We start from the raw sequence: 15,477 nt of genomic DNA on the forward strand, positions 1-15,477 counted from the left end.
AAAAGAATTTTGGAATACATCGGCTTTAATAATTCCTGTTTGAATAAAATTAGCATTAAACTTACCATCTAAAGTCCATGCGGTATCAAATGGTCCTTGCCACCCTTTTGATGAGAAGCCTATTCCGCTTTTGTTTATTCGTAAAACAAGTTTTGCTTCTTCTAATTTAGGATTATCACAAAAGAATAAATCAGTCGGTCGATTCTTAGGCCACCATATAACATGACCACCATCGTTACCAGAAATAATATTGGTGACTACATCAATAAAATCACTTGCATATTTTTTACCTGTATACCCTTTTAACGTATTTGATATTTCTTGTTTCTGTCTCTCAAAGAAGGTATATTGGGTATCGCCGGCTTCTAAAGATTCAACTCGCTCATTTAAAGAATCATAAATTACTTTAGTTATTTGAGCAGTAATATTAATCTTAAAACGTTCATGAAAAATATCAAAAGTATCAAATAATCCAACTTCACGAAATTTTTTTAATCGTTTTGCCAAAGCTGTATCTTCCATTTTTCGAATATTCAATTCAATAGATATATTTGGTTGATCACAATTAGGATTCATGGAACTAAAATATTTCTTTGATACTTCATTTAAACTTCTTTGATCTGTAACACCTTGATCTTCTGTAAATTGAACATATTCTGAATAAATCTCGTCATCATACTTATTGATATTAGGTGAATCTACTTGATTTCCAAATATCCGTTCTGTTTCTCCTTCATTATTTTGTACATCTGCATAAGGAAAAATTCGAGTTAATAACCCATCAAAATTAGTTTCAACTTTCAAACCAGTTAAATTTTTTCTGTATCTAAAAGTTGTCACATGATCTCTACCTCTTCGGTTTAATAAAGATAATTTGAATGGCTCATGTTTCATCTCGCCACCAAATATTTGGTTTAAAGAACCCTCTATTCCCTTAATACATTTTAAAGGATTAGATACTTCGATGCTTGTTGATCCTACACGAGTAATATCACTAAACAAACGAATATCACTAGGTTGATCCATTGATTTTTCTAAACACTTCATCGCTTCTTGACAAGTAGCTCGCTCAAATTCTAATTTCTTAACCGCACGATTTCCGAGTTTCATAGTTCTAGACTTTCCGTAAACATATAACAATCCTGTAGCCATATCTTTATAATGATTGTAAATATAAAAAATATGAAAATCATCCGTTGCGTTAGGTTTACATTTGATTTGATAATTATGATCTTCTAATTGACTTAAAAATTTTGCGTTGATAGGAAAACTTAATTCAACAGTATAACTGCCATTTGCTTCCTCTGTCACTAGACATTTTTTACAATCAGATAATATGCCAATACCTCCAGCGGTAAAATCTGTGTCTGTAGGACTATATAATACTGGTTTCATATCTTAGTTTGCCACCTCGGTTCAATAACAATCTTTTTTACATTACTATTCCATGTAATCCGATTTTCCCCAGAGTCTAAATAAGGATAAATTTGATTACTTAACAACTTTCTATGTTCATTCACTAAAACACCATCTACCTCACGATAAGTTTCCATTACATCTGGATCAGAATCGATTGTAATATCTGAAGTGACATCCGAAAATTTTGTCTCTCTTCCATTAATAGAAATTGTCACATTGCCAGATCCATATATTTTAATTTTAGGGTAAGATGGGTAGCGTTCTGGATTATAAATAGAACCCTGTTTATCCAAGATAACAGGGTTCATTCCTAGAATATTTTTTTTGAAAGGAGCAATACTTAAATCAAACGAAAAAGGAACTCCTCTTAATGTATGAAAAGTTCCTTCAAAATTTGGTTCATTTATTACAATCGTTTGATAAATATATATAGGGTCCCAATAGGGTACAAAATCTACATATTCTCCTTTTGTATCCAGTGCTTCTGTAATCAAATCTTCATAATATTGAATGTGTTCCAGTGTAGGTGATAAATAAAAACAATTTAAAGTTTGTTCAACATTTGTATAGTAACCACCATCGTTAACTGCTAACTTATTTAATCCAGAAACTTCTTCTAAATTAAATACCCTTTTAGCTTTTTTCTTTTCTGGTCTCTCACAAATAAATGCATTAAATTCTTTACTCCAATGATTTCCGAGTTTAAACCAACCATCAATCATGATTATCACCCACTAAATTCATTTTTATTTTTTAAATCAACAAATTTATACATCAAATATTCAGCAATTTGATCTAATGTTTCTTTTGGTAAATTACCATAAGCTGTTAAATGTAAATGGATTTCATCTGTAGCTTGTTTCTTAGATAAACCAACATCTACAGCTTTTTGAATATAAGCCATTAGTTTATCTAAAGGAGCCACTGCTTCTTTACCAGCTTCACCGCCACCTAACAATTTATTTCCAGAAGCACCGAAAATTGTCGGTTTAGTTAAAATCCCACCATCAGCAAACCATTTTACGTCAATCCCTGATGGATAGGTAATGTCTTTCCCTAAAATTTTCTTGCTAGATGTTTTCAAACTAAAATGAGGAAGCTTGATATTTCCTATAGCTTCCGCAATTTTTCTTATAAAATTTTTTATGCTCTCTTTCACTTCATTGACTTTGTCAGCCAATCCTTGAACGATTCCTTTTATTTTTTCAACTACAGATGAAATTTTATCTCTCATCTTGTCAAAAACAGAACCTACAGTATCTTTCATCTTAGAAACTACATTACTAATAGACGAAGTAATTCCTTGCCAAATAGAGGTCAGTTTATCTTTTACAGAAGTAAATATATTTGAAGCGGTTGTCGAAATTTTTGTCCATGTAGTTGATAAAAATTCCTTAATAATATTCCATAACTCTGTTGCTCTATTTTTTATTTGACTCCACGTATTTGAAAAGAAATCTCTAATTGGAATAAATATATTTTGGGCTGTTTGAGAAATACTTTGCCATGTATTAGATAAAAATTGAGTAATTATTTGCCATATTTCTTGAACTTTTTGTGAAATTGTATTCCAAACACCTGAAAAATATTGAACGACGCCATTCCAAACAATTTGCATGGTCTGAACGATAGTTCCCCATATATACGAGAAAAACTGACTAATTGCTTCCCAAGCAATTGTAATACCAGCCTTTATACTCAACCATACAGCTTCTAGAACTGTCTGCAAAAGAGAGAGGGGAACACTAATAATGTTAAATATCCCTTTAATGATTGGTTCAAAGAAATCTTTAATCCTTTGCCATACCTCATGAATATTTTCTTCGATAGTTTCCCATAACTCTGAAAAATAATTAACAATACCGTCCCATGTATTACTAATACTTTGTGTTATGCCATCCCATATATTCGTAAAATATTGGACAACTTCATCCCATGTTTCTTGAATTCCTTGAACAATATCATTCCACATGTTAGAAAAATACTGAGTTATATTATCCCAAGTATCAGTTACGCCCTTAGTGATATCGTCCCAAAGATTAGTAAAGAAATCTTGGATTGAGCCGAATATATCTGATGCACTCTCTGAAAGTTGTTTCCAAACACCAGATATCCAACTACTAACCTTATCCCATTTATCGGAAATCCAGTCCGTGATTGCTCCCCAGTTTTTGATTACTACAATAATTCCTGCGATTACTGCCGCAAAAATCCCTAATGTTGCAACAACTGATCCACCTATTATTCCTGCTAATGCTTCCATAGCAACAACTAAGCCAGTAATAATACCTAAAATTACTGATATTCCTAAAAATGCTGCAATAAACGTCTTAACAGGACCAGGTAAATTTTGAAACATTTTTAATATCTCAGTCAATCCTTCTAATAGAGGAACTAATGCAGTTGCTAATTCTTCACCTATTGGAGCTAAAGCTAACTTCAAATCATTCCATGCTCCTTGCATTTTTTGACTAGTTGTAGTGGTATCATTATTTAATTTATCTGCTGCTCCTTGAACATCCTCATAGCCACCTTTAACACTCATTAGAGAAGTTAATACTTTTAAACTATTATCCTCTCCTAAAGCGCTCCAAACAGTAGATGCTAGAGACAACGCTTCGGTTTTATTTTCCATCTCTCCTAAATCAGTAAGGAGCGACTGGATAACTTCTGCTTGAGAAGCTCCACCACTCTTATATGATTCAAATAACTCTTTAGATTTTTGAGAAAATGAATCAATATTTTCTTCTATACGTCCATCAGTTAAAGAAATTCCTATTTCTTTAACAACATCATTCACTTTGTCTAAATTATATGCTCCATTACGAGTACCATTCTCTAAAATTTGGAAAGTTTCTGAGGCGCTAAAGCCCATTTGAGACCATAACTGTGAGTATTCAGCCATATTATCTCCAACTTCATCTGCCCATGTACTGCCATTCCTTTGGAGAGCAACTGTGATCATATCCAATGCTTGTTTACCAGTAATTCCGTAATTTTGTTGCATAGCTGCAACTCCACGAATAGTTTCTTTTAAATCAACTCCAAAAGTATTTTCTAAAACTTTCGCATCTTGAACCAATTGACTCAAATCTTGGTTACTCATATCGCCAAGGTTTTTAGATACCAAAGCTACCGCATCGGCAGCTTCATTCATATCGTCGAAAAGCCCACTAGTAAAAACATCGTTTAAAGCTTGTTCATATTTTTTAGCTGATTCTGTACCTGCAACTCCCATAGAAGCATTTAATTTCTTCTGAGCATCTTCTACTTCCATAAATGCTTCAATAGTTTTTCCAGCCATATCTTTGGCTTTATCAGACATTTCACTTAGAGACTCACCAGCATCCAACAAATTACCTTTGTCGATTTTATCGTCAATTTCTTCTAAAGTGTCACCTATTTTGTCTAAAGCATCATCTGCTTTATTAGCATCACTTTTTAAACTATTTAAGTCAGAAGAAACCTTTTGAACAGAATTTCCATCATCAATTGAATCGAGTGCTTGTTTCATTTTGTTGATGTCTGCCGTTTGACCTAATGCAGCTCTACCAATTTTATTTAATGCATCTTCAAGTTGAGAGGAATTGGCTTTTCCTTCTTTGATTGCTGCCGTTAGACGTGTTCCTAAAACGTCTGAAAAATCATTGATATCTGTTCCTGTAGCTTCAAAAAAAGTGGATAATCGCTGTGTATTTTGAGCAAGTTTTTCTTGTTCTACTCTCATACTCGATAATTGTCCTTTAAAACCATTTAGAGCACCTTCAGTGGCTTCAATTTCTCGCTTAAACTTCCGATATTGTTCCTCACCAATTTCTCCTGATTTAAATTGCCTTTCTACATCAGCTTGGGCGCCTTTCAGTGCTTCCAATTTATTGGTAGTTAATTCAACTTGTCGAGAAAGCAATTCTTGCTTTTGTGAGAGTAATTCAACGTTATTAGGATTTAGTTTTAACAAACGCTCTACATCTTTCAATTCTTTCGATACATTTGTCGATTGATTAACAATATCTTTCAGTCCAGATGTTACGCCTTTAGTGTCTGCATCAAGTGCAATCGTAATTCCTGAAATTTTCTTTTTAGCCATTTATTCCCCTCCTCTCTAAAATGCATCAAAGTCTGCTTGAGTCGCTTTTCTAGTTTTAGATTTTGTAGATGATTGTTCTTGATGATTATCTATCCATTCTTGAACGAAATCTAAGCAGTCACCTATTTCCATTAACTGCATTTCTTCATTTGATAAACCTACTTGTTTGCAAATAAAAAGAAATGACTCCGTAGTAAGTGTCTCATCACTAGAAGCCATTTCATCGTTTACTTTTTTTTAGTTTGTATACTATGAGAAATCAACTCTTGTAATTCTCCAGCAAAGTCTGCTAATGGTAAAGAATCCAAACTTTCTAACCAAGTGATCGGATCAGGAATAGTTGAATCTACCGCTTTAGCATAAGTCCATACAAAATTATATAAAAGGGTTAATTCTACCCTTTTCAAATCATCATATGAAATATCATTTAAATTAAAACTACCATCTTCATTTTGATTGTCTAAAGCTTTTGCTAAAGTTAAGAGGTCTGCAAAAAAATCACTTCCAAATTGCATCTTATACCGCAAAGGTGTTGCAGCATTAGAAGCTAATCGAATTTCAGTAGCACCAATCTTAATTGTTTTTTCCATAATTAAGCAACTGCTCCTTTTTCATAAACTTTTGTAAACCATTTGTCATAAACACCAGACGGAGTATCTGGTCTTGTTTTAGTTTTTACAGCTTTGTCAGAAGGCCGTGGTCCGGCACTAAATGTTAATTCTGACGTATTTGGATCTCCTGAATCCTTAGTTGTCGATCCTACCGTTGGACGATTTGCTGTACAATAATACAACACATGTCGAGTTGCTGTTTTATCTCCTTCAAATTGGAACATTAGAGCAAAAGGAGAAGTTTCAGCATTTGCATACTCTGTTTGAACTTTATCAGTATCATCTACTTTTTCTCCCAAAATATCTACAGCAAAATCTTCAGGAATTCGAGCGCAGGTATAGGTTCCGTCGTATCCTTGATTGTTTGGAGAAGTATAATAATCAACATTATCTGCTTTAAACTTAATCAGATCTCCAGAAGGTTCAATGGATAATTCAACTGCACCAGGAAAATGAACCGGCGTTCCATAAGTAATTTCTCCCGTTTCTGGATTTAAAGTCGCTTTAGCATAATAAACATTTTCCAATCCAAACTCTACACGATTCTTTTCAGCACTTACTGCTCTTTCTTTTTGTGCCATTTCTTTCACCTCTATTTTAAATATTGATTTCGTAAGCTTTTAAATACATTTGTTCGGATGACAAATAAGTTTCATAAGTATCAAAAGGAATTTTGTTTGTACTAAGTAATTCCTCTAATTTATTTTCTTCACGAATATTCTTGGTATTTGTATATAATTCAATGATAACGTCCGTCTTTTTGAGAAACACCTCATTATCAGCATAAAAATTATCACTTGAATTTTCATAGTAAAGTAAATAGGGTAATTCTGGTACTTGTCCTGGTTTCCATTCACGATAAGAAATAGGTAAATTCATTTGATCCAGCAATTGTTTCAATTCAGTTAACAACATACTCATTTCAACCTCCTAATCAACTCTTTTTCTAACGAAGAAACGGCCTTTTCTTCTGCGATAGCTATATGAGGTTGTCCTTTTACTTTCCCTATGGTTCGTCCGCCTCGTTTTAGAGCGTGACCATTTTCTAACAAGTGTGTTAATCGATAAGTAGGATCTTTTTGAAAAACAATTTGTCCAGTAGGACCTTGCTTTCTTTTGGTCCAATTACGTGCATATTTTCCAGAACGTTTTGGACTACTACGCTTTAATTCCTGAACAGTTTCTTTCGCCACAAGCTCTGTTGCTTCCCCTGCTTCTAATTCAACTTCTTTACTATATGACTTAACTACATTAGAAATTTCTTTTGATAATTCGCTAATGTGGATTGAATTACTCATTCCTATCACCTAAATTCAAACGGCAAATAACTTCTAACTCTTCATAATTTCTTTGATATGTTCGAATAATTTTGTATTTATTTCCTTCGAATTTAAGGTAGTTTTCTCCAGAATACTCATAAGGATGAATAATAAACAAATGAAGGTTCTCTATACCATTTTGTCCAGCCTGATAAAATTCGCCTCTACTTACATTATCCTCGTAAGCCATTACTGGATTTTCTTTGTATTTAGCTATCTGATTTCCTATTTCATCACTAGTAAATCCATCATTTTCAAGAAGAAAAATATCTAAATCCCATGTCTTATCCATATTTATCCCTTCTTCATCGAAAGTACTAAATTATGCAATCTAAATTGTAAATTTCTTGGCATAACACCTTCACCTCTCGATCGATATCGCCAAGCTGAATAATCAACAATAAACATGATATGAAAATCATCATTATTATCAATTATAATTCCTTGTTCGGATTCTAATTCACTAATCACACTGTCAATAATTGATAACAAATACTCATTTCGCTTATCTGTCATGATACCTAAATTCACTTTTAATAACTCTAAAATTTGAGTATTCATAGTCATCTCCTAATAAGAAAAGAGGAAACTAGTCTGTTTCCTCTAATAATGTTAATAACTCTTTTTTGCTCGCATTTGATTTATAACTAATATTTTGTTCGTCAAGAATATTTTTTAAATCAGGAATCGTCAAAGACTCGTAACTATTTTTTGCCAGTCTTGACTCTGGCATCGTTACTCCCCCACTGTATCTAATGTTACTTCTACAAACGCTTCAGGCACTACTGGTTTTCCATCATAACGCCCTAAACCACGAACAGCTGTTTGATCTTCTCTGAATTTATAATGACCTGACATATCTACACGAACCGATTCACGTTCTACCAAAGTGTATTTATCAAACACTCCAAATAAGAGTTTATCTTGAGGTAAGTAGTTATTGAAAACTACTTTTAATCCTAAGAAGTTAGGTTGTGCTAAATTAGGTAATTGAACGACATCTACTCCATTAGAATTTACGTGAAGCGTTAGCGTAGCAATTCGATTATAGTAAGTTTGACGATGCATAACAGCTACAATCTCACCAGTAGCATCTTCACCAGTATCAATCAATCCTAACACTGGAATTAGTTCTTCATAAGTTGGTTTTTTTGTTACTTTATTTTTGCTAGGAATTTTAGGAAGGATTCCATCAGGTTGTTTATCATCCTTTCCTGTACCAGTAACAATGGCTTTATCTAACCCTTTTGCAATAGATCGTGCAATTCGTTTCGTTAAATAATCATCTAAATTAATAACAGAATCCTCTAATAGAGAATTATCAATATAGACAATTCGACCAATTTTGAAACCGTCAAACTCAACTGCAGTTAGTTTAGAATCATCATTTTCTGGTAATGCTCCTCGCATTTCTAACCAAGTTGCTTCACTAGTATCTACATCTAAAATTAATTTCACACGACCTTTAGCAATCACTTTGTCAACTAATGGATATAGCGTAGTAAAATCACCAATACGCTCACGAATACGGTTGACAATGACATCTGGAATGATTAATTCTGCGCCACTTGGTCCATCTGGCAAAACTTGACCATTTGCACGCATTTGAAGTCTTTCGCGTAGTTCATTATAAAATTCTTTCACATCTGAACGTTCATGATAATCTGTATTAGTTTTTGCTCTGGTATTTTGTTTTACTGCCATATCTCTTTCCTCTCCTTTATTTGAAGGTTTCTTTTCATTCAACTGTGTTAATTCTTCTTCCAAAGAATTGATTTCTTCTTCTAGTTCTTGGATTTGTTGATCATGAGGCTCTTTTTCTTCATTAAATTTATTGACCTCATCTTCCACTACTTGTTGTTCTTCCTCTGTTTTAGCTTCTTCAATGGCGGTTTCTAAATCTTTTTCTCGCTTTTGAAATTCAGCATCTTTTTCTCTTAATGAATTAAGCATTTCTTTTTTATTAGTAATTTTTCTTTGTAGCATGATTTGTTTTAATGCCATGACTATTTCCCCCTATTTTTTAATTGATCTAATAAATTTTTACGCCACTGCTTCGTCTGTTTTTCACGATATTGCTCTAGTTGATTATGCCTAGCTTGTACTCCTGTGTCTTCATAAGCAGGGAATGTGACTACAGAAACTTCATGAAGATCAATTTCTTTTAACAACCACTTCACCGTGCCATCTTCTCTCCAATCAGTTTCTTCATTCAAAATATTAAAACCAAATGAACATTGATCTACGTCGCCACGTTTTACACGTTCATATAGATTTAAAGCATCTGAATCATTTTCGTTTATGGTAATTTGCCCCCATAAACCTCTAGAATCAACACTTAATTTCAATGTCCCTGACTTGTTCCTACCTAAAACTAGAGTAGTTTCGTGGTTTGTTAACGCTCGTATATCATTGCTCAAGGAGCCATTGAAAGCTTCTGGTGAAATTTCTTCAAAAGCGCCTGGCCAAAGCTCTGTTTCTTGATTAAAAACAGCAAAATAACCTTCAATAATTTTTTCTCCTGTTGTTTCTTCTCTGGTAGAAAAATTAGTAGCCATGGAACGTGTTTGATTTTCTTTTACACTCACTCAGAATCACCACCCTTTAATTTATTTTGTTCTCCAATCATTCCTTGAGGAATAAAGTTTTCTAAGATAATCAGATCATCTAATCCTTTTTTAGGAGAATCACCTATCATATTCAAAACATCATTTCCTGTATAGATTCCTCGAATATACAGATTCATCCCAATTTCTGCTAATTCTTTGATATCATAAGCCATTAAACTTTTAGAATTACATTTGAAATACCAATTTGGATTTTCAAGAAGTCCTTTAGTCAAAGTTTGTTGAAAAACATCTGCAATAGCTTTAATTCTTGTACGAACGAAATTGTTATACTCGTCTTTATCAAAAGTACCTACTCCTAAAATAAACGCAGGTACATCTAGTAATGCTGCGACAGTTTTCTTATCGATTTCTACAGATTCATTGATTGCAATATCTTTTAACGATAATGGTTTTACTTGTTGTACATCTAATAGCTCTGCAGGAATAATCCATGGCTCTCCTGGTCGAGATTCACCTAAATATTTGTCCTTGATTTGCTGTCTCCCAGCTTCACTTGCAATACTTTCATTCAATGCGTCAACTTTCACAATGACATTAGGCATATATTGACCACTCATAAATGATTTTTTAGTTGAATTTGCTTGACGTAAATTATGAGTAACATCTCGTAGTTGAATCCTATACCCAGTTCCTCTCCATGGTTGTTCTGGATCAGGATTGATTGCAAAATGTAAAACTTCATCTGAATTATAAGTTGATGCTCCATATTTGACTTGATATCCTTCATCCAGTTCAATAAAGCTAACTTGAGAAGGCTTTAATGGTTTCAATTCATGAATAAAGCCGTCTCTCATTTCTGGAAATACAATCGCATTTCCATCTCCTGGAAGTAACATTGAATACACAATGTTATAAACCCAATTCTTTCTAGTCATATAAGAATAAGGTTCAATATCAATTTTTCTAGATAATTTATTTTTAATACGAATATCTCCACTATCTGAATTTTCCATTAAGTGAATCGTCATTCCTGATACTAAATCAGCAATTTTTTGACAAGCTGTTTTTACTTCTGGATTATCAGACAGTCGAGTATAACCTGGAACTAATACTTCTCTTGCAACATCTGACATAAAAAAACCAACCGTAGGATCACTTGATCCTGATGGTTGGGGTTCTGACCGTATTTTATTGGCTTTTCTTCTTTTTTTAGACAAAGGAAATCACTCTTTCTTCTTTTAATATTTACGATTTAACCATTCTGTGCCAACATTACCAAATGCCATATCTTCTAGCATCTGGCAACAGCTAAATACACTTGCATCAAACAAATCAACACGCTGAACTCCGCCGTCACCATCTAGTTTATCGTACTGAATCATATCATCTGTTTTTTCAATTGCTCGCACATTCTGAACACAATATTCATAGGCATCGGAATGTAAGTAATAGAACTGTTTATTTTTGACTTTTACCTCGATATGACGGAAGCCTTCTGATTTCTTATAAAAGTATTGTGGTTGATCTTTAATTTTAAATCCTGCTTTTTTCATTTTAAAAAAGAACTCTCGACCAAACTTTTTATCAAAACCAACAAGTTTAATTTTGAAGCCTTTTTGTTTCATAGAAATAAACCAATTAACAATATCATCATGTAAAACGGTAGGAGTATTACTCATTGTGAGCCAGCCATCTTCTTTCCAACCAAACAATGGTATTCCATCTTCTTCTGCTTTCTTTACAGCAGCTAATTTAGGGAAGAAAGCATGAGTAATACAGATATCTACTCCTTTATACGAACCATACAAAGCACCTGCAGTTAAATCATGTAATTTAGATAAATCAGCTCCTCCATACCAAACAATTGGTAATTTTGCTAAATCTTCTAATGTCCAGTCATACTGCATATCAGAACTTCTAAATTCATTAATATCGAAGTATGCATCCATTGCATTTGTAAATACATTCAACGTTTTATTTAGGAATTCTGTTTTTAATTGTGGTTCATTCATTGCTTGTGAGGCATCATCTAATAGTTCATCCAAAGTGACTGTCACATTGATAGAAGGAGTACACATTTCTAATACTTCTGGATCATCAATAGTGGTAATTTCTCCTTTACTATTTAAAATATTACCTTCTTCATCTTGATCTGCTTTACAAATAAAAATGAAATAGGAATCATAAGCCGAGTCAGTGATTGAACCATTCAATACTTTTTGTAAAGTTTTTAAACGATTAGCTAAAAAACCGTCAGGAATATCTCCTGCCGTTGAAATCCCAATTAATAATTTATTTCGATAAGCTTTCATCGCATTCTTCATTAAGGTATATTTTTTTGCTCCTGCTCGTTTCCAAGAATGGAGTTCGTCTAATACTAAACAATTACAGTTTAATGAATCAAGTTTATCTTCTTGGTTCGCAATTGCAAATATATCACTTGTTCCGTCACCAAAATTGATTGAAATGGAATGTTCTTGATTGTTATCACGTATTCTTAGTTTTTCAACGTCTTCTTTTAATTCATTGACATTGTCAACTAAAAAATTAAAACATTCTAGCGTTTGTTTCACTGAATTTGCAACGATATAAGCTTTAGAACCCGATCGTCTATCTAGAATACTTTTGGCTTCGGTTAACGCAGCACTAAATGCTGTTTTCCCCTGTTTTCGTGGTAAAAAAATAAGTGCTTCTTTAAAACGCCTAATATCTGAACCTTTTTCAAAAAATCCAAATAAATTCACACAAACAAATTTTTGCCAATCAGTCAGCAATAATGGTTGCCCTTTATAACTCACACCATTTTTATCTTCTCCTTGAACATGATGGATTGTACCTTCAATTAAATTAATGACAAAATCAAATTGTTCTTGCCTAAAATCAATATCTGTTCGTTCCAAATCTTTCAAAAAGCGTTCGCATGCTAGTCTTCTATCCAAATTAGCTAGTACTTTAAAATCAACAATTGATTTTGCATAATTTAAAGCTGTTTCAAAATGCTTAGATGTAATATTTGATAAGTCCATCTGATCACATCTGTTGTTGTTCTAAAAGTTTAGCAAAAGCGGATTTCTCTTTTTTAGGCATTTCTACTTCAGCTTGATAGGTTCTAGCATTCAGCATCAATCGATCAGAATAAGTACCTATATCTTTTCGAAGGTTTTCTAAACTTGCTAAAATTGGCGATTTCTTCCCCCCGCTTTTTTCTGTTTCCAAAATAATTTCATAACCTTGTCTTTCAAACTCACGACTTAGATAATTGTATTGATAAACCATATCAGAATAAACTTCTATAATTTGATTGTATTGTGGCTTATATGTTCCTAATTCTTTCATATATTTAATTGTGCGTTTTTTTATACTTTCACGTTTTGGGATATTTTTAGACAAGTTATCACCTCCTCAAATCAAGATATATTACTGCGAAAAAAAGGGCTTTTTTCTGCACGGTTTTAAACGATAAAAACAGCTCTATTCATTGCTATTATCGTATTTCATCTCAAGGAAAAAATTTTTTCAAAAAGTCCTCGCTATTGGAAAAAGTTCCCATATCCGTTTCCCAAAAAGTAATTTTAGATTTCAAAAGGAGGGGGGGATTCTCTATCCTTTTTCCAACGCTCAAACTCTTTCTGCCTTTTTCTTTGCCAATATAAACCTTCACCAATAATCTCATCATTCTCTCGATCGTGAAACATATTATGTTTTTTGTGTGTTAATGGTAATAAGTTCCAATCAACAAAAGCTAACTCAGGATATTCTTTTCTTGGATAAATATGATGGACCATTTCTGCTTTCACTCGAATACCATATCTCTTGCTTTCTTGACATTCATATTGATATCTTCTTAATATTGCATTCTTCTTTTTGATCCATCGTTTACTTTTATAAAACGAATCAATTGGCATTGTTACTCTTCCCTTGATTCTCTTTATAGTTTGTTCTAATTATTTCAGCACCCATTTTCTCATACCAATTAACTGTTTCTTTTAAATTTGGTAATGTATGAGATAATAATTGAACTGTTAATTTAACAGTATCTTTCGGAAAAACGTGGCCAAGATAATGATCTACCTTATTACCAATTTCCACATAGGCGTAATTGCCATTCCAATGATCTCTCAAACCATTAGGATGGTTCTCAGACTCAATAGCTGTTTTGTAGGCTTCTGCGATATCAGCATTTACATTAATTATTAGTACTGCTTCATGAAAATCATTCATTTAATTATCTCCTTTCAAAAATGGCGGTTTTCTCCAATCTGTTGTTTTAGGAAAATCCTGTACTTGTTTTATCAACCATACGTGTTTTTTGTGCTTTCTATATGCCGATTGCAAAAAAGTATTATTTGGTTCTGCCAATACTTTTTTATACTTACCAAACAAACGATTAGTTTTGATAATATATTCAGAGTGATAAAGTATTGGTTCTGTGTTCATAAGACGACGATTAATTAAATATTGAACATGATTTTCATAATGACTATAAGGTTCATCGCTTTCGTAATAAAAATGAACAAAATATAAATCAGAAACATCACCAGAATCAATCTTCGCCATCGCTTCTATTCTTGATATTTCTTTATATATAAACTGTGTAATAGCAATCATCCTTCCAAAATAAAAAGACCACTCAACGAGTGATCTAATATGTAATAACAGACAGCAACCAGTTGATAAATACGAAGAAATTAACAAGGAGCTTGTCACTTCCTTTTCGTTTATTTTTTGTTTAGTTGCTGTCCATCAAAGCATAATTACAACGATGAGAGAGACTACCTCCCTTCGTTTATTTTGTCGATCCTTTTTCGCAATCTTTCGACACTATCATAATAAATCACTTGCTAGGTAGTTGATTGGTACAAAAAAGGTATAAAAAGGAAAGTATTTGGTTAGTAAATGGGTATAAAAAGTGTAAAAACTGGCTACTTAAAAGCAACCAGTTCTAAGGAAGAAGCAAATTGAATGATGATTTTGTTTGATTCTGCTTTAACAGATTCCTCGCTCGTATTATTTCTTTGGGCAGTTACATAAATTGACATACCGTTGATATAGCGATCGTAGAATATCTTTTTCCGTCTTTCTGTTATATCAGGTTTATGTGGATGCTGAATTGCTGAATAGCCACGAATAAATAATTTGTGCAAGTACTCAAATTCCTCTTGTGCTTCCTCTTTCTCAATCATCATTCGTTCTGCTTCAAATGTATTATTTGCTGTAGAAGGTGGAACCAAGGAGTAAGATGCTGTTACCTTAGGTTCACGAGGTTGACCTACCCTACATCTAGCTGACAGATATGCGGAAAGGAATACAGCGACATTGTGTTTCGTGCGTTCCATATCCACATCTTTTGCCTCTGGTGTCTCATACTTCTTTACATCGAAAAGTACCATCCATTGATTCCTCCAATTATGATATAATAATTGTGTCAGAATTATTAACCAAAGTCGGAGGAATCCGGCTTTTTTATTTGT

General features: G+C 33.0%; 20 protein-coding genes. All 20 read right to left on the reverse strand.

All coding sequences use genetic code 11. From position 1 onward, the window contains the following. Nucleotides 1–1,395 (reverse strand): phage tail spike protein (locus tag EVI01_RS12205; RefSeq protein ID WP_186808779.1); only part of this gene is annotated, 1,395 nt, incomplete at its 3' end. Beyond that, nucleotides 1,392–2,141, reverse strand: coding sequence for a phage tail protein (locus tag EVI01_RS12210; RefSeq protein WP_241546276.1), 750 nt, complete (start codon nt 2,139–2,141; stop codon nt 1,392–1,394). The genes EVI01_RS12210 and EVI01_RS12205, both read right to left, overlap by 4 nt. A gap of 5 nt (nt 2,142–2,146) precedes the next feature. Further along, complete coding sequence (locus tag EVI01_RS12215) at nt 2,147–5,506, reverse strand: phage tail tape measure protein (protein WP_010720109.1); 3,360 nt, start codon at nt 5,504–5,506, stop codon at nt 2,147–2,149. Between the two features lie 15 nt (nt 5,507–5,521). Beyond that, the gene (locus tag EVI01_RS12220; RefSeq protein ID WP_010720110.1) at nt 5,522–5,725 is read right to left on the reverse strand and encodes a hypothetical protein; all 204 of its coding nucleotides are present in this window, start codon (nt 5,723–5,725) and stop codon (nt 5,522–5,524) included. 8 nt (nt 5,726–5,733) lie between these two features. Continuing rightward, nucleotides 5,734–6,096, reverse strand: a complete 363-nt coding sequence (locus tag EVI01_RS12225; protein ID WP_146811710.1) for a hypothetical protein — start codon at nt 6,094–6,096, stop codon at nt 5,734–5,736. A gap of 2 nt (nt 6,097–6,098) precedes the next feature. After that, nucleotides 6,099–6,698 carry a major tail protein gene (locus EVI01_RS12230; RefSeq protein ID WP_010720112.1) on the reverse strand — a complete coding sequence of 200 codons (600 nt, stop codon included), beginning with the start codon at nt 6,696–6,698 and terminating at the stop codon, nt 6,099–6,101. A 16-nt stretch (nt 6,699–6,714) separates the two neighbouring features. Next, nucleotides 6,715–7,038, reverse strand: a complete 324-nt coding sequence (locus tag EVI01_RS12235) for a hypothetical protein (RefSeq protein WP_002341985.1) — start codon at nt 7,036–7,038, stop codon at nt 6,715–6,717. Then, nucleotides 7,035–7,415, reverse strand: a complete 381-nt coding sequence (locus EVI01_RS12240) for an HK97 gp10 family phage protein (RefSeq protein WP_010720113.1) — start codon at nt 7,413–7,415, stop codon at nt 7,035–7,037. Before EVI01_RS12240 ends, EVI01_RS12235 begins: the two co-directional genes overlap by 4 nt. Next, nucleotides 7,408–7,728: a phage head closure protein gene (locus EVI01_RS12245; RefSeq protein ID WP_010720114.1), complete on the reverse strand. Its 321-nt coding sequence runs from the start codon at nt 7,726–7,728 to the stop codon at nt 7,408–7,410. The genes EVI01_RS12240 and EVI01_RS12245 overlap by 8 nt, the downstream gene beginning before the upstream one ends. A gap of 2 nt (nt 7,729–7,730) precedes the next feature. Then, entirely contained in the window at nt 7,731–7,997 is a 267-nt protein-coding gene (locus EVI01_RS12250) for a hypothetical protein (RefSeq protein ID WP_010751834.1), read from the reverse strand. A 28-nt stretch (nt 7,998–8,025) separates the two neighbouring features. Further along, nucleotides 8,026–8,169, reverse strand: a complete 144-nt coding sequence (locus EVI01_RS12255; RefSeq protein ID WP_010720115.1) for a HeH/LEM domain-containing protein — start codon at nt 8,167–8,169, stop codon at nt 8,026–8,028. A gap of 2 nt (nt 8,170–8,171) precedes the next feature. After that, nucleotides 8,172–9,440, reverse strand: a complete 1,269-nt coding sequence (locus EVI01_RS12260; RefSeq protein WP_010720116.1) for a phage major capsid protein — start codon at nt 9,438–9,440, stop codon at nt 8,172–8,174. 2 nt (nt 9,441–9,442) lie between these two features. Next, nucleotides 9,443–10,024 carry an HK97 family phage prohead protease gene (locus EVI01_RS12265; protein WP_010720117.1) on the reverse strand — a complete coding sequence of 194 codons (582 nt, stop codon included), beginning with the start codon at nt 10,022–10,024 and terminating at the stop codon, nt 9,443–9,445. Then, the gene (locus tag EVI01_RS12270; protein WP_010720118.1) at nt 10,021–11,223 is read right to left on the reverse strand and encodes a phage portal protein; all 1,203 of its coding nucleotides are present in this window, start codon (nt 11,221–11,223) and stop codon (nt 10,021–10,023) included. The genes EVI01_RS12265 and EVI01_RS12270 overlap by 4 nt, the downstream gene beginning before the upstream one ends. A 21-nt stretch (nt 11,224–11,244) precedes the next feature. Continuing rightward, a complete protein-coding gene (locus EVI01_RS12275) occupies nt 11,245–13,032 on the reverse strand; it encodes a terminase large subunit (RefSeq protein WP_002341977.1) in 1,788 nt (595 codons plus the stop codon). Nucleotides 13,033–13,036: 4 nt separating this feature from the next. Further along, on the reverse strand, nt 13,037–13,396 hold the full coding sequence (locus EVI01_RS12280) for a P27 family phage terminase small subunit (protein ID WP_002341976.1): 360 nt from the start codon (nt 13,394–13,396) through the stop codon (nt 13,037–13,039). Between the two features lie 182 nt (nt 13,397–13,578). Continuing rightward, nucleotides 13,579–13,911 carry a hypothetical protein gene (locus EVI01_RS12285; RefSeq protein ID WP_010720120.1) on the reverse strand — a complete coding sequence of 111 codons (333 nt, stop codon included), beginning with the start codon at nt 13,909–13,911 and terminating at the stop codon, nt 13,579–13,581. Further along, complete coding sequence (locus EVI01_RS12290) at nt 13,901–14,227, reverse strand: hypothetical protein (protein ID WP_010751835.1); 327 nt, start codon at nt 14,225–14,227, stop codon at nt 13,901–13,903. The genes EVI01_RS12285 and EVI01_RS12290 overlap by 11 nt, the downstream gene beginning before the upstream one ends. Continuing rightward, the gene (locus tag EVI01_RS12295; protein ID WP_025480693.1) at nt 14,228–14,614 is read right to left on the reverse strand and encodes a hypothetical protein; all 387 of its coding nucleotides are present in this window, start codon (nt 14,612–14,614) and stop codon (nt 14,228–14,230) included. 314 nt (nt 14,615–14,928) lie between these two features. Beyond that, nucleotides 14,929–15,396 (reverse strand): ArpU family phage packaging/lysis transcriptional regulator, encoded by a 468-nt coding sequence (locus EVI01_RS12300; protein ID WP_010720123.1) that lies wholly within the window; start codon nt 15,394–15,396, stop codon nt 14,929–14,931. Nucleotides 15,397–15,477 lie beyond the last annotated feature (81 nt).

The sequence above is a fragment of the Enterococcus villorum genome (genome assembly GCF_007990225.1).
Taxonomy (GTDB): domain Bacteria; phylum Bacillota; class Bacilli; order Lactobacillales; family Enterococcaceae; genus Enterococcus_B; species Enterococcus_B villorum.